This window comes from Candidatus Poribacteria bacterium, from assembly GCA_009839745.1.
GTDB lineage: Bacteria > Poribacteria > WGA-4E > WGA-4E > WGA-3G > WGA-3G.
The window spans coordinates 1-20,313 of sequence record VXPE01000119.1; the positions used below are offsets into that span (position 1 = coordinate 1).

Below are 20,313 nucleotides of genomic sequence, written 5' to 3' on the forward strand. Positions count from 1 at the left end.
GACTCGGCAAATCTGCCCACTGCGGTTGCGTCCGCTTTTTGAGTTTCGTGATATGTCTTTTGAGTTTGTATGCAGACACATCTTTTCCAAACATACGACGATACCGGCGTGCCAGCAGCATGATATGCAAATGGACACCCCACATATCATCAATCATGTTACCAAGTTTGATGACGTTCTTTTGACGCTGAAGTTTGAAACCAAAGGCTTTTCTCATGGTATATCCGTTATCCGTCTTTATCCCCTGATAAGTGGGATGGACCGACACATTGCCGAGGGGCAATGCTTATCATGCCGGTCCAACGGATACTTTAATTATACCACAATTTTACTGCAATTGTCAAGTATTTTCTTGACATAACCATAGGCGGTGTCTACATCCCCGACCTAAAGGACGAGGGTTTGACACCGAAGATTCTGCTAACAAAAATATGTCATGCTATTGACCAGCTTATCGAAAGTAGTGAGCCCTACAAGGGACTGTTTCCCTCAATTCTGCACCCGCAGACGGGCGAGATGCTTATGGAGAAACCGCCTAAGATTCCGGGACAACGGGACGGCGACAGGGCACATCTGGGTTCCAATTTGATTCACGATGAACCGTTGCTCGCCACGATGAACACGCTCGCTGAAAGTCAATCCAAACCGGAATACACTGAAGCCGTTGATCGATACCTGAAGCATTTTGCCCAGAATTGCACACATGCGGCAACAGGGTTATTCCCTTGGGGTGAACACGCCTTTTGGCAGCTCATTGAGGAACGGGTCGGGTGTTCGCGTAATCCGGAGGGTGGTGGTGCTATTCATGACCATCTACGTCAAGCACCGCTCTGGCTCTGGCAGAAACTGAATACATTCAATCCTGACTGTATCCAAAGCTTCGCCGACGGGTTGGATTATCACTGGACAGAGGGTGATGGACTTGAATACATACGGCATGCAAACATCGATACAAAAGCACATCTCGTTCGCGGTGCCCGGGCATGCGATTTCCCACGCCATTCAGGCTTCTACATCTTCGATTTGGTATTCGCATATACGCAAGACCAACGTCCTGAAACCCTCCAACAGATTCAGAACTATACCGATTATTGGTGGGAAAAGCGGGACACGCGTGGGCTTTTACGTATTGAGAGTCGCTCACCGACGGAAGCTGAACGGTTTTTCGAGAAAAACGCTCCCACACAAACGTTCTCGTTAGGGGTCAGCCTCCTGGAATCCGCAGCGTTGTTAGAATCGCTTCTACCCGAATTGGCGGACCAGATGCGGCACTACGGCTTGGTCTATATTGACGGATTTCTCGCCGCACCGCACAACCTTGAAACTCGCGAATTCGTGAGTCTCTGCGAGTGCGAGACGCATCGGATTTTTGAACGTATGTTAGCGTGGGGGAGTGTCTACGGCGCCGGAACCGTGTGTAGCACGGCAGTGCTGTGTCTCGGTGGATGGCGATTGACGCAGAATGAGAAGTTGATGGAATGGGCGCGTGTGGTTGGCAACACCTATCTCGACGAGAAATTTCCGGTCGATCGCGTTCACACGGAAGGGTTTAAGATTCCGGCATCCGATGCTGGTCTCACACTCAAGTTGTTTGCGGATCTCTACGACATCACCGGTGAATCGGTGTGGTTGGAAGGCGGGATTGAATTGGCAGAAACGGTGTTGGAGGTCTATTTTCCAGAGACACTCCCCTTCGGTGCATCCGGGATTGACTGGTATGAGTCGCAGATGGGAGCTGCGTATCTGATTCACGGCTTGGCACGCGTCGCACTGTTGGCACTTTCCCGGACCTGTCCACTCGCGCCCAATTACACAGCACGATAGAGAGACTGATAAACACGTTTGTAGTAGGGCGATTCATCGCCCGTTTGCATTACTGTATACAAATTCCATTACAAAAGAAAGGTAAATCATGTCAAGAATACCAATTGGTTTAGAATTGTTTTCCGTCCGAAACGAATTAGCAGAAGATGTCCGCGGCACGATAAAAGCGGTTGCCGAGATGGGATACGAAGGTGTCGAATTCGCGGGTCCACCGCGACATTCCGCAGAAGAATTGAAAGGCTTGCTCGATGAGTTCGGTCTGATCTGCTGCGGTTGGCACACCCCCTTTAACCTCGTCCAAGAGGATACCCTCGACGCAACGATTGAATTCAACAAGGTCTTGGAAAACCCCTATGTCATTGTTCCGGGTATTCCGGGGGAACTCCGTCAATCGCGGGCGGACTGGTTGAAATTAGCGGGGATTTTCAACGGCATCGCCGATAAGCTCGCCGCACACGGTATGGTGACGGGTTATCATAACCACCACGTTGAATTCACGCCCCTGGATGGCGAACTGCCGTGGGACACCTTCTTCGGCAACACGAACGAAGGCGTTGTGATGCAGCTGGACATGGGCAATGCCCTCTCTGGTGGTGCGGATCTCGTTGACATTTTGGAGAGATACCCAGGCCGCGCTGGCACCGTTCATCTCAAACCTTATACAGAATCACTGGGTGAAGTAGACAGACACGCGGGTTTCCGTCCCGTCATAGGCGAGGACAGTGTGCCGTGGGATGAGATTTTCCGAGTTTGTGAAGCCACCGGCGGCACGAAATGGTATATCGTTGAGTATGAAAGCGATGCCTTCCCACCGCTTGAGGCTGTCGAACGCTGCCTGAAGGCACTTAAGGGGATGGGTAAATGAGAACCTATTGTGCAAGCACTCTCCCATTTTCCGCTTTCCAGTTGACGGAATTTGTAGGTGGGTTATCCCAAAATGGCGTGTCTGCTATTGAACTCGCCCAATCCCATTTCTCGGAGGCGGACCCTGAAACTATCAATGCCCTTCGAGAAGAGACCGGGCTCCGTTTTAAATCTATGTTGAGCACTGTGGCGGTTGACGCGCCAGACGGACTTGAGGCGTTAATTGAAATTCTCGACACTGCCCAACGGCTTTCCATTCCAATGGTCAGTATTGCGAGTGGTGGAAAGGAAGATGCCACCGCCCGCGAGATTGAAACGATCATTGATCTTCTCAAAAGGGTCACCGAAGAGGCACAGGCTCGGAATCTAACCCTTATGCTCTACGCCCACGAAGGGAGCATGGCTTACAATCTGGAACGCACGCAACACATCCTCACTGCGATCCCCTCTGACAACTTCGGTTTTTACTACAGTCCGTTTCATTTTCATCGCGGTGGAGACGATCCCGTTGTCGCCTTACGCACTCTATCAGAGCGGTTGTTCAGTGTCTATTTCAACTGTGGTGTGGATTCAAGGACAGGCAGCGAGCCGTTCTGGGCACCGGAGATGGATTTTCCTGCCATCTGTCAAGAGATAGATCGTGTCGGCTACACTGATGAGATTATGCTTATCTATTTAGGGTTGACAGCGGAAACGCCACAACCGATTATTGCGGGAGTCGCAAACGCGCGGGCACAGTTGGAAAGCTATTTTTAACTAAGGATACCTCACAATTCCGCCAAGAGCCCGAGCAAACGCGCATTTTGAGCGAGTCATGACTCGGGCTCGATTTGTAAGTTGCTATTCCTACAATTCCTTTAATTTTCCCAATAGGTTCGTTATCTCCGCACGAATCTGTTCTTCGACAGACGACAACAGTGCTAACCGATACGGACCGCTGAGCGCATGGTTCCGGGGTCCCGCTTCATACCCCGCCTTCAACCCCAACTCGTAAGCCGCTCGGGTCGCAATATAGACCTCACTGCCGTTTGTGTAGCCAAAGACGAAGGTGTGTGAGAACGGTGAGGTCTCGTCGGCAAAGAGTTGATACTCCGAAAAGAGTTCATGCGATACAGATAGGAAACAGAGCGCATCGCCGACAGCAAACGCGCTTATGGGGAAGGGCAGGGTCCGCTTTTCACCGCTTTTCGCGACTTCTAACAGGGCGACATAACGTTCATCGTCAGGAAATTCTTCGATTAACTGCTCACATTCCGCAACCGATGGCGGATCTCGGAAGGGTAAACTGACCAACTTTGCACAGGCTTTAAGAGGGGCTGGGGGGATATCTTTCGCAGTCTTTAAGGCTTGGTGCGTCGCAAACGCGAGTGTGAATCCGGCGACATCGCACGCCTCAAACCCGCCTCGCAACGGATACCCGTTGATGTCCGCGGCGCACCCTTGTGCGAAGAGTAAAATGCTTTTCGGCTTCAATTCCAAGAAATTACGGAGATGTTCAACGGCATAGCCGGGGAAATCCGCTCCCATCTCCTCGCTCGACCAGTGGACAATCACCGGATGTGCAGCATGAGAGAACAGCACTGCGATGATGTCTCCATTTACATCGTAAGCCCCTAACACGTCAACCCATGGCACAACAGGACCCTCTGGGTTGGGTGCCATGGTAATATAGCCCTCGTCGTTCATGATGCGACGGTTGTACCCGACTTGGACGGGCGCACGTCCGACGCGTAAGGTCGCCGGTTCCAGCTTCCCCACCGCATCTTTTACCAAATCAGCCAAACAGGTCGCCAACCACGCCTCAGATGCTTCACTCATTTCCCGTCCGTCAACCCCCGGGGCGTTATGCGTATGGCTACAGTTAATGACGACATGCGCTGGCGGTATGCCTGTAGCATCCTGGATTGCTTCAAGTAGCACTTTGTTGTATTGCAGTGAAAACTGCCCGTAGTCGGCTGTTACGATAGCGAGTTGTTTCTCACCATCGGCGAGCACCAAAACGCGCGCATACAACTCGGCATAAACATCGGGTCTGTCCTTAATGGAGGTAATGACAGTTTCTGCGGCCCCTGCCATAAGGGTCGTCATAAGAAATCTCCTGGTTTCGTCCGCGACACGTCGTAAAGGGCAACGGCGCGCGGCGCGCGCCTGCTACTATGTCAGATCCGCCAGTTGCGGCATCACCTCATTCTTGAGGAGCGTCATTGAGTTCAACCACTGCTCTTTCGGCTCCCACTCGTGTCCCATGGCGAGTAAGACGCCAAAACCGCCGACTTCCTCATAGAGTTCACGTAAACGGTTTGCAACGTGATCAGGACTCCCAACAATCCACAAAGTATCTAACAAATGTTCGAGGGTCATGTCGGCATCGTCCATATCCGGATCGGGTTTGAAGTTACCCGGGCTAAATAAGTTGAACCAATAATCCCTAAAATCGCGTCCAAGTGTGCCCTCAAGTGCCTCTTTCCGCGCCTGTTCGGTAGTATCCGCAACGTAGACCTCGCGGGCGATACGCCATGTCGAACGAGACGGCGACAAGCCAGCTTTTTCGGCACCCTCTTCGACCGCATCCCAATGGGTCTTGATAATAGGCACATGTGCGAGATTAATACTCATCGGGATCCAACCGCGTTCACCCGCAAGCACGAGTGTGTCGGATTTCGCGGACGATCCCGCCATTGCGATCGGAGGATGCGGTTTCTGGTAAGGCTTCATGTGGACACTGACGATATTCGGACGGTCTTGGGGAATTTTAAATTCCCAGAAATCGCTTTTGTAATGTCCGGGTTCCGGGTCTGTCCAAATCTTGAGGACGGCTTCAATCCCTTCGCGGGTCGACTGTCGTCTGTCCCCGTCCGCCAAGAACATCTCCGCGTCGCTTGGCGTGGAACTCGACCCAACACCCCAAAGAAAGCGTCCATGCGTTTGATGGTCAAGTTGCGCGATGCGATGTGCAACAACGGCAGGATTGTGTATCGGCATACAGGTAATCCCGGTGCCAAAGACGATGTTTTCTGTCATCGCAGCCGCTTTTGCAATGAAGAGGTCGGGGGAGGGAATATTCTCCCATGTAAACGTAAAATGCTCACCAACATAAGCTTCTTTATACCCCAACTCGTCCAGTATTACCATTTGCTCAATATCATGATCGAGCGTTTTGGTGGTGTCGCTACCGGGTGGATGCAAAGGCATTGTGAAAAAACCGAGTTCCATATTTTTAATTTTCCTTGCGGTTCGGTCAGGTGGGTTTGATAGATAAAGTGTCTCTCCGTATACCTAGGGGAAATGCCCAAGCAAAAACCCCTCCGCTACGCTTACGGGCTACGCGTTTAGGTATAACGAACACCCTTTCACCGAAAACTCATTGTCACCGAAAACCGACTACTGACTGCCAATTCCTAAATAGATATGTCTCCGTATGCTTTTAAACTTGACAAAATCGGTAGTGCCTGTTATTGTTTTGCTGGGTAAGAGATTACCATAAATCCAAATATTTTTCAAGCGTTTTTGCTAAAACGCGAAATACCACGTTATGAAAATAAACCCAACGCCTCCGAAGGCTTTTTTGATTGACTTGGACGGGACGCTCTATTTTAAGGACGAACCTTGCCCCGGCGCAATTGAAGCCGTTAACGACTTACGTCAAGAGAAGTATCAACTCCGATTTCTGACGAACACGACTGCCAAAACGCCAAAGATGCTCCACGCGCAGATGCGAGATTTGGGGTTCGACATCTATGAAGATGAGATTTTTAAAAGGATGTAGTCGTGGTAGGCGATGATATTACCACCGACATCGTCGGGGCGGAAAGAATGAAGATGCGGAGTGTCCTTGTGAAGACTGGGAAGTTTAAACCGGATCATTTGGAAAATCCTGTCGCGAAACCGACATGGGTGCTTGAGAGTATCTCAGAGTTAACGCGTCTATTTTAGCAGTTGATATAAGAAGCACCGGAGGCAACACTACCTATGACAAACCAATTTATTCAAATGGGACTCGTTGGGTGTGGGTGGGCAGGCTGCCGAGCCATCGAAGCCGCCAATGCGACCTCTCGGCTTAACGTTATCGCAATCGCAGAACGCGACCCGATCCGTCGCGAACAAGCAGGCGATGACAATGCCGTGCCACACCGCTATGCCGACTATCGCGAACTCCTTGATAACCCCGACGTTGAAGCCGTCTATCTCGCGACTTCTCCCGATGGCAGGCTGCAGCAAGTGCTTGATACGCTCAGTGCAGGTAAGCATGTCTTAGTGCAAAAACCGCACGCAATTCGTGCCCCCGAAATCTTGGAGATGGAGACAGCCGCACAACGCGCAGGGAAAACACTCCAATTCTGCTACTTTATGCGCCACTTCCCGAACAACCGAAAGATTCGGCGCGCTGTGCTGAACGGTGCGATTGGAGACCTGTATCACGCTCGCGTCTTCGGGAAATACAACTTTATCCCTGACCTTGATGCCAACAGTCGCTGGTTACACGTCTACGGACAGAAAGGCGGTTCGTTAGGGCAACACTATTCGCACGAACTCAACCTCACGTGGTGGTGGATGGGATGCCCGAAACCGGAATGGGCGTTTGCTGCCAAGCACGTGCTGTATCCGCAATATGATGGGCCGGAGGGACCGGCAGAGGACTATTTCACCGGTATCCTCGGATGTGAAGGCGGAAAAACCATCCAGATCGATTGTTCTCGGATGAGCCACTCCGACTCCGCCAGCGTCGTTGAACTCTACGGCACCACCGGCGCAATCACGAACGGTGGCATCGCGCGATTTAAAGATGGCGAATTCGTCCGAGAAACCGTTGATGAACTCCTCGACATCGATCACGGTGAACTCCCTGAAGAGGTCCACGTCTTCTACTACGAACTCAACCACTTCGCCATGGCAATCGCAGGTGAGGTCGCTCCGGATGTCTCTGCCCCGGATGCGTATACCTTTATGCAAATCTTGGATGCGTTTTACGACAGTGCGAAAAGCGGTGAAAAAGTTTACATCGCCTCGGAGTAGCACCCTCTGAAATAACGTTTGACAAAAACTGTCTCTATTGTTAATCTGATACAATCTGTTATCATTTTTCTGTAGCCTACGGCTTTGACCTTACACATCATGGACACTTAGGAGACATTTCCGATGTATAAAACAGCGATGTTAGGCTGCGGGGGTCGTGCCCGTGAGCACGCAGCTGCCTATCGTTTCATCAAACGCGGGAAACTCGCCGCAATCTGCGATATGGACGCAGAACGTCTCAACAACTTCGGAGACGAGTTCGGTATCTCTTCGCGTTACACCGACTTGGATGAGATGCTTGAAAAAGAGAGCCCCGATCTTCTTCACATTGTCACAACCCCCGTAATTCCGAGTAGCAATGAACACATCCGGTATCCGTTGATGAAACAGGCCTCCGACCACGGTGTGCCAGCGGCAATTGTTGAGAAACCGGTTGCTGTTGAAGGTAAAGATTGGAAACAGATTGCGGGGTTAGCAGAAGAGACGAAAACGAAATTTGTCGTCAATACACAACTCGACTTTCATCCGAAAAATCTGGAGTTAAAAAAAGACGTCGCAGAAGGACGTATCGGCGAGATTAGGTTTATTGATGCCAGCGCGCGTAGTAGACCCTCCGAGCAGGGAGGACATGTGCTACAACTCGTATCCTCCTACATCGACAACTCGCGTCCGGTACGGATTCTTGGACAAATCTCTGGAGAAGAGAATTTAAATTCTGCTCCTGGGCATCCCGGTCCCCTACATGCGGTCGGGCATATTTTGTATGAGAACGGCATCCATGTCTCTCTTGCATTCGGAACAGAGATGGGACAAAAAGCATTTGATGACCCAAATGTCTACAGGCACAAACGTGTTTTTGTTGCTGGGACGAAGGGTTTCGTGCATTGGCGATTCAGCAGCTGGGAACGCTCAACGCTGGAAGGTGGCTATGAGGGCGGTTCCCTTAACTATGGAGACCAAGATGTCGTTGCGCAGGGCAACTTCACCGAAGCGATTTTTGATTGGTTAGACGACGAGAACAACGTCCATCCGACGCATCTCAAGCAATCGCTCGCTGAGAATAACCTCATTTTAGGGATGTACTACAGCGGGATAACCAACGAGATTATTGATCTGCCTTTTGAGCCGCCTGATGGGTTGATCGATATCCTCCGGGAGAAACTGTAGCAGAACTTACGTAATTTTGACTATAGCACGCTCTATTAGATTGCGATCCATTGAAAACTAACACGGGGTCGGCATAAAGATGCACAGGCTAACAGCCTATGCTACAAAGTGGCAGCTTGTGTTATCTTAATGACTTTTATAAGAGGAGATTCATCAATGTATTGGAGATTCATCAATGTACTCCCGAATTGAAACCAGTTATTTTTATATTTTCATAGTGTTCGTGTGCGTCAGTTCCTTTTTCTTAAGGAACACCGCTGCACAAGTCGGCGATGGACCCAGTATCGGATCCGCCAGTGAGAACTATGCCTTTGAAACGATCGAGGTTCCGGGTGTAGATTTTCTGTCGTTGACGGCAAGTTCCGATTTTGAGGATTATGCTGGCTACACGAAAAGTGCGGATGGTGAAAAGGATGTCGCCTTTACGCTCATTAATGGCGTATTTATGACCTACGATTTCCCGGGTGCCAAAAACACGTATTTCTATGCGCTTGGTAATGATGGACGCGCTGCGGGCTACTACGAAGATAGCGAGGGTTTGCACCACGGTGTTATCTTGGAAGATGGTGAGATGCGGCAATACGATTTCCCTGATGCTGTGCAAACCGAGATATACGGTATTTCCGACGCGACGGGTGTAATGACGGGTAATTGGATAGATGCTGCGGGTGTTCAGCGTGGATTTACAGGAGACACAATCCTTGAGTTCCCCGGGGCAACAGCAACATTCGCCGATTTTGTCAACTCGGATGGTAATTTGTTCGCCAGCTACATAGATGCTAATGGGCTATTTCAAGAATACGCATATTCCTCGGATGGCAGGTATGTAGCTTTCGAGCTCACAAATGCAGAAAATCTTGAATTCTTTTATGTACATGGTGTTAACGATGCACTAGTAAGGATCGCCCGAGGTAAAGTGTTCGGTGATGTCACACGCACTTATCGAGGTACATTTACTGACGGTCTGCGTGAATTGCAGTTTCCGGGTGCCGTCAGCACAGAGGGTTATAATATCAATCAGGACGGCGCTGTTGTCGGGTTTTATGAGACACCCGATGGACGTAGAAACGGGTTTATTGCCAAACCTATTGCAGTCGTTAATCAACCCGTTTTCCAAATCAGTGGTTTCAACTATACTTATGAGAGTATTGATGTGCCGGGCGTAGATTTTTTAGCGTTGACGGCGAGTTCTGACTTTGAAGATTACGCAGGCTACACGAAAAGCACCGATGGGAAAAAAATGGTCGCCTTTACCCTCATCGATGGTGTTTTTAAGACCTACGATTTTCCGGGTTCACAGAACACCTATTTCTATGCCCTCGGTAATAATGGCAATGCTGCCGGGTACTACGAGGATAGCGAGGGGCACCACCGCGGTGTTGTCATGGAAAATGGGGAGTTACGGCAATACGATTTTCCCAATTCCGTCCAAACCGAGATATGGGGTATCAGTGATGCGACGGGAGCAATGACGGGTAATTGGACAGATGCTTCCGGTGTACGTCGCGGATTCACAGGGGACATCATCGTTGAGTATCCGGGGGCAGTGGAAACATACGCTGATTTTATCAACGCGTTGGGGGGTATGTTCGGCAGCTACGTAGATGACGAGGGTACATATACGCCATACCTACGCGCTCCGGATGGCAGGTATGTATCTTTCACCCCTCCAACCCAAGAAACTTATGAATTCTTTTTTGTGCACGGTTTCACCGATACAAAGATTTCCGTTTCCCGAGGCAAAGTGGTAGGTGAGGTCCCCCGCACTTATGTCGGCACATTCCTTGGAGGGCTCCATGAATTGAAAGTGCCAGGCAGCGTTAGAACGGAAGGGTACAATATCAATCAAGACGCTTCCGTCGTTGGGCACTATGACTCCCCTGATGGACGCAGACACGGATTTATTGCCAGACTCGGTACCGAGGAAGAGAGCGATGCTTTCAGCAATGCCTATACTGTCACACTCACTAAAGGTTTGAACATGCTTTCTGTGCCACTGGTCCCCTGGACCCCCATGACTGCTAAGAGTCTTGTCGCGCTGACAGGTGCAACAACTATCATCACCCTTGATGCCGCAAGCCAGAAGTTCATCGCATGGACACCCAGTGCACCCGATGATGGTTTCCCCATCAAAGGTGGACAAGGCTATATCGTCAATGCGCCACAAACGCGAAACTTTGCTTTCGTCGGTGCACCGTGGACAGATCCAACCGAGGCGGCTGCAGCACCATCTGCCATATCCACGGAGATGCCCCAAGAAACTTGGGCATTCGTCGTCAGCGGACACTTGAAAGGCAAACCGGTTTATGACGGCTACACGGTCAGCGTCCGTAACCTCCGAACAAATAGTCTCACCACCACTTCGGTGCGAGGGGATTACTTCGCCGTGGCGACTGCTGACTTGGCGCGGCGGAGCGTTGTGCAAGCCGGTGATGTTATTGAAGTGAACGTCGCGGCACCCGATGGCAACGTTGAATCACAGACGCTGCGTTTCAAGGTAAAACCGACGGATCTCGCAAACGCTGTTTTGTCCGTCAGGCTTGAAGGTATCGGTCAACCGAGTCAGGAACTGTTGTTACAGAACTACCCGAACCCGTTTAACCCCGAGACATGGATCCCCTATCAACTCTCAGAAGATACTCCGGTATCCATATCCATTTACGATACAACGGGTAGATTAGTTCGCACGCTGTCGCTCGGTTTCCAATCCGCGGGCTTTTATAACGGTCGGAGCCGTGCGGCGTATTGGGATGGACGCAATGCCCTTGGTGAACGCGTGGCGAGCGGTATCTATTTCTACCAGTTGACGACTCCGTCTTTTCATCAGATAAAACGGATGGTCATTTTGAAATAGTTTGTGCGGTTTAACACTTGAAAAAGTTGTGGTGCTACAGGCATAATTTATACTATGTTATGCTAATTGATAAAGTGTTCATTAGACTTTATCAGATTGGGATGAGGTAGCACAAGCATACGATAAGTATGTATCGGGATAGAGAGTGCCCCTAAATTCGTCAATAGAGTCTCTACACAGGAAGTTAGACAGAACCTAAACGGACTCAAGAAGTCTGCAAGGTTGAGGAGATTAGGTAGTTTCTGACGAGACGAGCATAATCAGGTTTTGTGCCTTGAAACATTTCTGAAAACATTTTATCTATAGATTTGAAATCGTGCTAAAGCATGCAGACTATAGAAGTCTTAGACTTATGAATAAGAAATAAAGTAAAGGTGGTCTTTGACCTAAAGCGTCTATCGCCACACAAAACTGGCAGGTCCGTGTGCGGTGAAAGTCGCACGCACGGTTTGGAAGGGGCTGTAAGGGGGCACTCCCTTATGGCTACCTTACTTGGAGTTTTGACCAAGTCGGCGCGGTTTTCCGACTGCACCGCACTTCCAAAATTTACGATAAAAAGGAGACATTTTTGTGTATAAAACTGCAATGTTAGGGTGCGGCGGGCGCGCACGTGCCCACGCAGATGCCTATCGCTTCGTCAAAAACGGCAAACTCGCCGCAATCTGTGATATGAATGAAGAATTACTCACCAGTTTCGGTGAGGATTTCAGTATCTCTTCACGATACACCGATCTCGATGAGATGCTTGAAAAAGAGAAACCCGATGTTCTTCATATTGTCACGGCACCCGTGTTACGCGGCACCAATCAACGGATTCGGTACTCGTTGATGAAACACGCCTCGGATGCTGGGGTCCCAGCAGCAATTGTGGAAAAACCGATTGCCGTTGAGAGCGAAGACTGGAAGCAGCTCGCAGGATTAGCAGAAGAGACACAAACGAAGTTCGTTGTCAATACACAGCTGAACTTCCATCCGAAAAACTTGGAATTGAAACGGGATGTCGCAGAAGGTCGTATCGGAGACATCAAATTCATTGACGCGAGTGCTCGGAGTACCCCCGTCGACCAAGCACCCCACGTGTTGCAGCTCGTCTCCTCCTATATCGACAACTCGCGTCCTGTGCGCGTGCTTGGACAGGTTTCCGGGGCTCAGGATTTAGACTCCACGCAGCCCTCCCCTATGCATGCCGCCGCTCAGGCGCTCTATGAAAACGGACTTCACGTCTCTCTCGCATTCGGGACGGGTGTAGGGCAGAAAGTGCCGAAAGAGCCGGATGCGGGTAACCACACCCACAAACGCGTCTTTGTCGTCGGCACAAAAGGCTTCGTGCATTGGCGCTTCAGCAGTTGGGAACGCGCAACACCAGAGGGCGGCTACGAGAGCGGTCCTCTCGACTACGGGGAACAGGATGTCGTCGCACAGGGCAACCTCACCGAGGCCGTTTTCGATTGGCTTGACGATGAAAACAAACAACACCCGACGCACCTCAAGCAATCTCTTGCGGAGTTCAACCTCCTTCTCGGCATTTACTACAGCGGCGTAACGAATCAGATTATCGATCTCCCGTTTGAACCGCCCGATGGCTTGATTGACATCCTCCGAGAGAAACTCTAAAAAGTTGGCTTGAAATTAGGAATATTATTAAAGGAGATATTTTTGTGTATAAAACCGCAATGTTAGGGTGCGGGGGTCGCGCCCGGGCCCACGCAGATGCCTATCGCTTCGTCAAAAACGGCAAACTCGCCGCAATCTGTGATATGAACACAGAGTTGCTCAACACATTCGGAGATGACTTCGGCATCTCTTCACGCTACACCGATCTCGATGAGATGCTCGAAAAAGAGAAACCCGATGTCCTCCACATCGTCACAGCTCCCGTGCTACGGGGTAGCAATGAGCGTATCCGCTATCCACTGATGAAACAAGCATCGGACGCAGGAGTGCCAGCGGCGATCATCGAAAAACCGATTGCCGTCGAAAGCGAGGACTGGAAGCAAATTTCGGGGCTTTCCAAGGAAACGAAAACGAAATTCGTCGTCAACACACAGCTCAATTTTCACCCCCAAAACCTGGAATTGAAGCAGGATGTCGCAGAGGGACGCATCGGGGATATCAAGTTCATTGATGCCAGTGCACGCAGCACCCCCGTCGATCAGGGTCCGCATGTGTTACAACTCGTTTCCTCCTACATTGACAATTCACGCCCCGTGCGAGTCCTCGGACAAATCTCTGGTGCCGAACACTTAGATTCAGCACAACCCTCTCCACAATATGCGAGTGCGCGCGTCCAATACGAGAACGGGCTGCACGTCTCTGTTGCGTTCGGGACAGCCATCGCACCGACTGCTTCCGACGATCCGGTCGTCTTCTTCCACAAACGCGTCTTTGTCATTGGAACAAAAGGCTTCGTGCATTGGCGGTTTAGTAGTTGGGAACGCTCAACCCCGGAAAACGGTTATGAGGGGGGTCCACTTAGTTACGGAGAACAGGATGTCATTGCACAAGGGAATCTCACCGAGGCAGTCTTCGATTGGCTCGATGATGAGAGCAAAGTCCATCCCACCCATCTGGAGCAATCGCTTGCCGAGTTCAACCTGCTTTTGGGAATTTACTATAGCGGTATCACGAACGAAGTGATCGATCTCCCCTTTGATCCACCCGATGGTCTCATGGACAAGTTGAGAGCGAAACTATAGCGGACTTTGTCCTTCTTGGCACCTCATGTTCGTTTTCACACTAAGGCGAGGCTTTAGGTCTCGCCATACGTTTCCTTAAACGGAGGCATAACCATATCGGTAGCCGTAACGGTCAGAACCATTTTGGTGGTGCCGTTGACGACGCGGCATTTTGGAACGAAGCCATCTCTGTTGAGGATTCTATGGACCCACTCCGTGTGAAACCGGGACGGAAACTCACAACGACTTGGGGATCAATCAAAACCCTACGCTAAAAACGATGGAAACGAACTCTGAAAAATTTGCGGAACAGGGTTATCTTGTTGTCCAATCGGCACTATCTGAATCAGATCTTGCTCCGTTAATCGCTGTTGTCTCTGAAGTTGTCGATGCACGTGCCACCGAGCTTTATAAAGAAGGGGTCATCTCGGATACTTACAAAGAGATGTCTTTTGAGCACCGTTGGCATGCTGTTCTAAAGGCGTGTGGTCGAGAAAACGAGGTCTTTGGCTGGCACACGCTTGTCTTCAGCGAGGCACTTTTTAATCTGATAACCGATCAGAAAGTGCTGGATGTCTTGGAACACCTTATCGGTAGTGATATTCAATTCAACGGCGATTTTTGGGTGCGTCCGAAACTCCCCAATGAAAAACTGACGACGCTCCCTTGGCATCAGGACAGTGCGTATATGCCAGACACGGAAAACGATACGCATTTGACCGTTTGGCTTCCGCTCGTGGATGTTAAATCGAAGAATGGTCCGTTACAATTCCTACCGGGAAGTCATAAGTCAGGCTTACAAACCTATCACCGCGTGCCGGACGAGGCGTTTGCTGTCCCGGTCCTTCCGCCTACCTCATCTGATACCGACATCGACACTTTAGAGATGAAGAAGGGTGACCTACTTGTCTTTAACAATCTGGTCTTCCATCGATCGTTAGTCAATCACAGCGACAGCATCCGCTGGTCAACAGATTTTCGGTTCAGCCGCACCGGGACCTCGCTCAACGGACTCTGGCACGAAGCGATTGCCTGTCCAGTTCGCGAGCATGAAAGCGAGCAATGTCCTACGTCATGGCAAACGTGGCGCGCCCAATGGGAAACCAGTTCACACAAAGACAGATTTGTTTAATCCTTCTGTCAAAATTTCCAGTCTTAAGAATTGTATCTCCACATTATTTATGCTATAATTAACGCATACACAGTGAAAGAAATGACTCAGAAGAATCTGGAATGTCCAAGGTTTATCGGTTCTTCTATCAACACATAGGAGGTTCTTTTGTTAAATCCAAGAATTATCACAGTTACCCTCAGTGTGCTACTCATACTGGGTAGCAGCATGCTGAGTTCCGCAGAAATCACTGAAGATATGATCGCGGCGGCATGGCTGTTTGAGGGCGATGCCGAAGATATATCCGGGAACGGGTTTGATGGCGAGGTTAAAGGCGGAAACTTTGTCGCTGGGAAATTCGGTGATGCCATCGAACTCGACGGCGCAGGTGATTGGGTCGAAATCCCGAAACGGATCGGCGAATTTGAAGAAATTACCTTCGCACACTGGGTCCAATCCACCGGACGAGAGGGGGCATGGCGTGTTTTTTTCAACGTCAACGGTTGGAAAGCCGGGGACATCCATTACCAGATGCATCCAAATAATAAAGTCGAGTTCTCCATTCACAGTAACCCAGGCGGGAACGACACTTTTGCGAATTATATGCTGGCAGGCGATCAGATGGATAAATGGGTCCACATCGCAACTGCTTACAGTGCAAAGGAAAAGAAAATCCGCTTTTTCGTTAACGGTGAACTCGATATCGAAAACGATTGGGGTGGAAACCCTGGTGTCCTCGATCCTGCCCGAATTGGTGACTGGAACCAGTCCCGGCAATGGGAAGGACTGTTAGATGAGTTCATCATCTTCAACACTTTCCTCGATGAAGACGATGTCCAAGCGGTTATGAATGACGGCTTCGAGACGACGCTTGCCGTAGACGCGAAAGAGAAATTAGCTGTCACCTGGGGCAGTCTGAAAAAATAACGGAGAAACGATCATCGAATCGCTCTCAAAAGGGAAATGAATATGTTTTTAGCAAAACGCTATCTGAACTATACACTCACTGCAATTGTTGCTATTGCTTTCAGCTTCGCGGTAATGGCGACGAGCCATGCAGCGTTTGATGAAGGCGACATTGCGGGGATGTGGACCTTTGAAGAAGGTAAAGGTAAAGAGGTAAAAGATCTTTCCGGTAACGACACCCACGGTGAATTTGTTGGCGACCTGAAATGGGCGAAAGGCAAATTCGGGGGTGGGTTAGAATTTAACGGTGCAGACACGTGGGTCAAACTCGGCACGAAGGGTGAAGATAAAACGTTAGCCGCCTTGGATTTCACGGAGTCCAAAGGTTTCTCAATCCATTCTTGGGTCTACGCCGCAGAGGATCCTACCGGGAAATGTGTAATATGGAAAGGGCTTGGATGTTCGACCTGGTCCCAGTATTTACTCGGAACAGGCGCACATGAAAACGGGCAAAACAGCACACAGGCAGCGTTCCATATCCGTGCTGCGAACGGCGGCGGGAAACTTGAAGTCCTCGGTGATGAACTCTCGTCTAAAGAGTGGATACACCTCGTCGGCACATGGGATGGCTCCCAACTTCACGTCTACGTCAACGGCAAACTCGAGAACTCCGAAGATGCCAAGGGACCCCCGTGGGCATCTCCTGAAGAGGTCTACATCGGAGCCGACCCAGGCTGTGGCAAACGCTGCCAATGGAACGGTATCATTGACGAAGTTGTTATCTTCGACACGGTGCTTACTGATGACGACGTAACAAAACTCGGTGAAGGTATTGAAGGTGCGTTAGCCGTTGAAGCTGCTGGGAAAATAGCGACAACTTGGGGGTCACTCAAATCTTCCCAATAGATACGCATCGAAACGTGCGCTTACAGAATGTGTCGAAAATGAGATGTCCGCCAAAGTGAGGTGGGCATCTCCCCGTTAGTTATATCCCGAAGGGGCGCCTCAAAATGGACTTAGGACTGCGTGGAAAACGCGTAATCGTTACCGGCGGTAGTCGAGGCATCGGTAGGCAGTGCGCGCTTGCATTTGCCCGAGAAGGTGCTCACGTCTGTATTGCTGCCCGAACCCACGACGCACTCAATCAAACGCTCGCCGCACTTAAACAGACTGGATCCGAAGGGCATGCTGTCGCCGGCGACTTAAATATACCCGCGAATTGTGAAAAGGTGGTGCAGGAAACAGTGAATCATTTCGGTGGTGTTGATATCCTCGTCAACAATGTCGGTGCCGCTCAGAATGCCGATATTTTGGGATTGTCCCCTCACCTGATTGATGAAGCGCTGTCACTGAAAACCTATAGTTACCTTCGGATGTCTCAATTGGTTATCCCCTATATGAAGGAAAATCAGTGGGGACGCATTATCAACATCGCAGGTTCAGCCGGTACGAGTCCGACGCGTGGCAACATACCCACTGGTGCTGCGAACATCACTATCCTTAACATTACGCGTGCGCTCTCAGATGCCGTTGCGGGTGACGGCATTTCGGTAAATACCGTTTGTCCGGGATTGACAAACACCGGTCGAGCACGCACACAGCAGGAGGCAAGAGCCAAGCGTGAGGGACGCGATGTCGAAGTGTTGTTAAAGGAACTCGGAGGAGAACTACCTGCGGGACGAATTGCCGAACCCGAAGAGGTTGCGAATGTTGTAACCTTCTTAGCCTCTGAAGCCTGTTCCTATATGTTTGGAAGCGCGCTTTATATGGATGGCGGCAAACGCAGGTCAACGCCATAAGGACATCAAAATTCGGACAGCGGCGATTGTTTTCCTGCCCCCACGTTAAACCAATAAAGAATTACTGTAAAGGAGGATGTTCCGATGCGTATTGCTAAGAGACTATTAACCCACAAATCCTTCCTCTCTATACTGGCGTGTACTGCTATACTCGCATGGAGTTCAACCAGCTTTGGTGAAGTGTTATACCTTGACGATTTTGAAGATGGAAAAATTGACGGAAAATATGAATTCAAGAACCATGACGGTGATTGGGTAGAAAAGGGTGGCGTTATCAGTCAAACTCATGAAGCCCCTGGCGATCACACCTACCTGGTTTTAGACGGTGGTTTCCCAGAACCACATACGGGTTTAGTGATGATTCGCGTCGATGATTGGGGAGATGGGGACCTTGCTCGGTGTGGACTCGGATTCCGTCTTGATCCGGGAGATGCCTCCGGTTACGCCTTCCTGATTCACCATTTCCTCAATAATATGGAGTTCCTCAACGACCATCTCGCTTGGAAACAGAACGATACCGAACCGCCTTTCGGAGAGGTAGACCTCGGTACATGGTACTGGATGAAAGCCGAAATATCCGACGACGGGTTTACGGGTAAAATCTGGGAAGATGGCAAAGATGAACCCAAAGATTGGCTCCTTGAAAGTAAACTCGATTTTGGAAACGTCAGACCTGAGAGTGGACAAGTTGGCCTCAACGGGGGTTCAAGCAGAGGCGCGCCCGCATTGACCATTGTCTCATTTGACAATTGGGCTATTTGCGAGACGGCTGACGAGTGCACACCCGATGAGATCCTCGCTGTTCAGGCAACTGGCAAACTTCCAACCGTTTGGGGCGCGCTCAAAGCACGCTATTAATATAGTTATCAGTGGTCACTGGTTCGGTTTTCAGGAGAAGGGCTTGTTAGTTAGATGTGCAAGTTTGCAAGTTGTGAAGTTCGGAAGTTGGTTTCATCGCTTCTGACAACTTCACAACTTTAGCACACTTTACAACTTTTGAAGACTTTCTACTGATGACCCCCCATAACCCCCTACAACGTGGATTGATATCCACACACACTAACGTATGGGAACAATTTTACTTGTCATTTTCGGGATCGTCATTTTCGTTGTATGTATCCTGATTCTTTTCCAAATTTTGCAAGCGATCTTCGCCTTCTTGTTCACTGTCGCCTTGTTCATCATTGTCGTTGGCGGCGCGTTTCTGATTCTCAGAAAAATTTTCAGAGGATAGAAGACACTCCCACGTAAGGCTTGTTTGCACGTTTCCCATACATAAAAGAATCAAAGGAGATTCACTTATGTTGCAAAAGGCTATTCTTTTCTTACTAATTCTGACTATTAGTTTTATCGGAACCACCCTCTCCGCTCAAATCGTCGAAGATGGACTGGTGAGTTATTGGAGCTTCGATGCAAACAATATCGACGGAAAGACCGTTAAGGACGGAACCGGCAATTACAACGGCTCTATCAACGGGAGCCTGAAAAAAGTCGGTGGTAAAATCGGCGACGCACTGGAATTCGACGGAGACGAGGCAAATTTTGTTGAAATCGACAGTCCGGAAGCGTTCGATTTCAACGTCGATTTCACCTGGTCGGCATGGATAAAAACCGACAATTCCGGTCCCGGCGTAATCTTTGCCAAAACAGGCGGTCCCGGCACTGACGATAAGGGACCCAAAACCTTATGGCTTCGCAATAGCGTCCTTAACCTCGACACCGGTTGGGTCGGCAACGTCGAAGACTTAGGAAACACTATTGACGATAACAAGTGGCATCACATCGCTGTCGCGGGGACACCCGAAGATAGTAAGGTCCAGTTTTTCGTTGATGGCGAAGCGACGACCGAAGGTGTGCTGAATCTCGCCCAATTTCCTGAGGATGACTGGGCAAGCATTCACATGTTTATCGGTTTAGATGGGAGAGCCGATGGTGAATTCGGCGTTTTTACCGGTATCATAGACGAATTCAGTGTCTACGATCGAATCCTTGACGAAGCCGAAGTCAATCAGAATTTCAAGTCTGACACAGGACTCGCAATTGAACCCAGCGATAAACTTGCCGTGACGTGGGGTGCTCTCAAAGCACGCCGATAAACGT

Annotated in this window: 18 protein-coding genes and 1 pseudogene; 15 read left to right on the forward strand and 4 right to left on the reverse strand. The window is 50.0% G+C overall.

Going from position 1 to position 20,313, the window contains the following annotated elements; all coding sequences use genetic code 11:
- Nucleotides 1-217, reverse strand: a 217-nt coding sequence (locus tag F4X88_18650; protein MYA58309.1) for a transposase, incomplete at its 3' end; no start/stop codon positions are given.
- Nucleotides 218-402: 185 nt separating this feature from the next.
- On the opposite strand from F4X88_18650, the gene F4X88_18655 reads away from it, so the two are divergent.
- From F4X88_18655 to F4X88_18665, 3 genes are all read left to right on the forward strand, one after another.
- Nucleotides 403-1,824, forward strand: coding sequence for a hypothetical protein (locus tag F4X88_18655; protein ID MYA58310.1), 1,422 nt, complete (start codon nucleotides 403-405; stop codon nucleotides 1,822-1,824).
- Nucleotides 1,825-1,912: 88 nt separating this feature from the next.
- Nucleotides 1,913-2,689 carry a sugar phosphate isomerase/epimerase gene (locus F4X88_18660; GenBank protein ID MYA58311.1) on the forward strand — a complete coding sequence of 259 codons (777 nt, stop codon included), beginning with the start codon at nucleotides 1,913-1,915 and terminating at the stop codon, nucleotides 2,687-2,689.
- Entirely contained in the window at nucleotides 2,686-3,444 is a 759-nt protein-coding gene (locus F4X88_18665) for a sugar phosphate isomerase/epimerase (GenBank protein ID MYA58312.1), read from the forward strand. The genes F4X88_18660 and F4X88_18665 overlap by 4 nt, the downstream gene beginning before the upstream one ends.
- Nucleotides 3,445-3,534: 90 nt before the next feature.
- On the opposite strand, the gene F4X88_18670 is transcribed toward F4X88_18665, so the two are convergent.
- The gene (locus tag F4X88_18670) at nucleotides 3,535-4,776 is read right to left on the reverse strand and encodes a hypothetical protein (GenBank protein ID MYA58313.1); all 1,242 of its coding nucleotides are present in this window, start codon (nucleotides 4,774-4,776) and stop codon (nucleotides 3,535-3,537) included.
- 66 nt (nucleotides 4,777-4,842) lie between these two features.
- Nucleotides 4,843-5,901: an LLM class flavin-dependent oxidoreductase gene (locus F4X88_18675; GenBank protein ID MYA58314.1), complete on the reverse strand. Its 1,059-nt coding sequence runs from the start codon at nucleotides 5,899-5,901 to the stop codon at nucleotides 4,843-4,845.
- 319 nt (nucleotides 5,902-6,220) lie between these two features.
- Here F4X88_18675 and F4X88_18680 point away from each other — a divergent pair.
- The 11 genes and pseudogenes from F4X88_18680 to F4X88_18730 all read left to right on the forward strand — a co-directional run bounded on the left by F4X88_18680 (nucleotide 6,221) and on the right by F4X88_18730 (nucleotide 19,071).
- Nucleotides 6,221-6,621 (forward strand): annotated as a pseudogene (locus F4X88_18680) (HAD family hydrolase).
- Nucleotides 6,622-6,657: 36 nt separating this feature from the next.
- Nucleotides 6,658-7,701 carry a Gfo/Idh/MocA family oxidoreductase gene (locus tag F4X88_18685; GenBank protein MYA58315.1) on the forward strand — a complete coding sequence of 348 codons (1,044 nt, stop codon included), beginning with the start codon at nucleotides 6,658-6,660 and terminating at the stop codon, nucleotides 7,699-7,701.
- A 123-nt stretch (nucleotides 7,702-7,824) separates the two neighbouring features.
- Complete coding sequence (locus F4X88_18690) at nucleotides 7,825-8,868, forward strand: Gfo/Idh/MocA family oxidoreductase (protein ID MYA58316.1); 1,044 nt, start codon at nucleotides 7,825-7,827, stop codon at nucleotides 8,866-8,868.
- A gap of 445 nt (nucleotides 8,869-9,313) precedes the next feature.
- Nucleotides 9,314-11,722, forward strand: coding sequence for a T9SS type A sorting domain-containing protein (locus tag F4X88_18695; protein MYA58317.1), 2,409 nt, complete (start codon nucleotides 9,314-9,316; stop codon nucleotides 11,720-11,722).
- Between the two features lie 570 nt (nucleotides 11,723-12,292).
- Nucleotides 12,293-13,336 carry a Gfo/Idh/MocA family oxidoreductase gene (locus F4X88_18700; protein MYA58318.1) on the forward strand — a complete coding sequence of 348 codons (1,044 nt, stop codon included), beginning with the start codon at nucleotides 12,293-12,295 and terminating at the stop codon, nucleotides 13,334-13,336.
- Between the two features lie 44 nt (nucleotides 13,337-13,380).
- Nucleotides 13,381-14,418 (forward strand): Gfo/Idh/MocA family oxidoreductase, encoded by a 1,038-nt coding sequence (locus tag F4X88_18705; protein ID MYA58319.1) that lies wholly within the window; start codon nucleotides 13,381-13,383, stop codon nucleotides 14,416-14,418.
- A gap of 259 nt (nucleotides 14,419-14,677) precedes the next feature.
- Nucleotides 14,678-15,529: a phytanoyl-CoA dioxygenase family protein gene (locus tag F4X88_18710; GenBank protein MYA58320.1), complete on the forward strand. Its 852-nt coding sequence runs from the start codon at nucleotides 14,678-14,680 to the stop codon at nucleotides 15,527-15,529.
- 147 nt (nucleotides 15,530-15,676) lie between these two features.
- Nucleotides 15,677-16,435, forward strand: coding sequence for a LamG domain-containing protein (locus tag F4X88_18715; protein MYA58321.1), 759 nt, complete (start codon nucleotides 15,677-15,679; stop codon nucleotides 16,433-16,435).
- Nucleotides 16,436-16,471: 36 nt separating this feature from the next.
- Nucleotides 16,472-17,320, forward strand: a complete 849-nt coding sequence (locus F4X88_18720) for a LamG domain-containing protein (protein ID MYA58322.1) — start codon at nucleotides 16,472-16,474, stop codon at nucleotides 17,318-17,320.
- 104 nt (nucleotides 17,321-17,424) lie between these two features.
- The gene (locus F4X88_18725; GenBank protein ID MYA58323.1) at nucleotides 17,425-18,213 is read left to right on the forward strand and encodes an SDR family oxidoreductase; all 789 of its coding nucleotides are present in this window, start codon (nucleotides 17,425-17,427) and stop codon (nucleotides 18,211-18,213) included.
- A gap of 84 nt (nucleotides 18,214-18,297) precedes the next feature.
- The gene (locus F4X88_18730; GenBank protein ID MYA58324.1) at nucleotides 18,298-19,071 is read left to right on the forward strand and encodes a hypothetical protein; all 774 of its coding nucleotides are present in this window, start codon (nucleotides 18,298-18,300) and stop codon (nucleotides 19,069-19,071) included.
- 220 nt (nucleotides 19,072-19,291) lie between these two features.
- Here the strand turns inward: F4X88_18730 and F4X88_18735 are convergent, their stop codons facing one another.
- Nucleotides 19,292-19,477, reverse strand: coding sequence for a hypothetical protein (locus F4X88_18735; protein ID MYA58325.1), 186 nt, complete (start codon nucleotides 19,475-19,477; stop codon nucleotides 19,292-19,294).
- A gap of 37 nt (nucleotides 19,478-19,514) precedes the next feature.
- On the opposite strand from F4X88_18735, the gene F4X88_18740 reads away from it, so the two are divergent.
- Nucleotides 19,515-20,309 (forward strand): LamG domain-containing protein, encoded by a 795-nt coding sequence (locus F4X88_18740; GenBank protein ID MYA58326.1) that lies wholly within the window; start codon nucleotides 19,515-19,517, stop codon nucleotides 20,307-20,309.
- The last annotated feature ends 4 nt before the right edge of the window (nucleotides 20,310-20,313 follow it).

Excerpts from the sequence above, each read along its gene's own strand:
- F4X88_18695 (MYA58317.1), top strand. The coding sequence starts at position 9,314 with ATGACCTACGATTTCCCGGGTGCCAAAAACACGTATTTCTATGCGCTT.
- F4X88_18725 (MYA58323.1), top strand. The coding sequence starts at position 17,425 with ATGGACTTAGGACTGCGTGGAAAACGCGTAATCGTTACCGGCGGTAGT.
- F4X88_18720 (MYA58322.1), top strand. The coding sequence starts at position 16,472 with ATGAATATGTTTTTAGCAAAACGCTATCTGAACTATACACTCACTGCA.
- F4X88_18740 (MYA58326.1), top strand. The coding sequence starts at position 19,515 with ATGTTGCAAAAGGCTATTCTTTTCTTACTAATTCTGACTATTAGTTTT.
- F4X88_18665 (MYA58312.1), top strand. The coding sequence starts at position 2,686 with ATGAGAACCTATTGTGCAAGCACTCTCCCATTTTCCGCTTTCCAGTTG.
- F4X88_18685 (MYA58315.1), top strand. The coding sequence starts at position 6,658 with ATGACAAACCAATTTATTCAAATGGGACTCGTTGGGTGTGGGTGGGCA.
- F4X88_18690 (MYA58316.1), top strand. The coding sequence starts at position 7,825 with ATGTATAAAACAGCGATGTTAGGCTGCGGGGGTCGTGCCCGTGAGCAC.
- F4X88_18670 (MYA58313.1), bottom strand. The coding sequence starts at position 4,776 with ATGACGACCCTTATGGCAGGGGCCGCAGAAACTGTCATTACCTCCATT.
- F4X88_18675 (MYA58314.1), bottom strand. The coding sequence starts at position 5,901 with ATGGAACTCGGTTTTTTCACAATGCCTTTGCATCCACCCGGTAGCGAC.
- F4X88_18730 (MYA58324.1), top strand. The coding sequence starts at position 18,298 with ATGCGTATTGCTAAGAGACTATTAACCCACAAATCCTTCCTCTCTATA.
- F4X88_18710 (MYA58320.1), top strand. The coding sequence starts at position 14,678 with ATGGAAACGAACTCTGAAAAATTTGCGGAACAGGGTTATCTTGTTGTC.
- F4X88_18660 (MYA58311.1), top strand. The coding sequence starts at position 1,913 with ATGTCAAGAATACCAATTGGTTTAGAATTGTTTTCCGTCCGAAACGAA.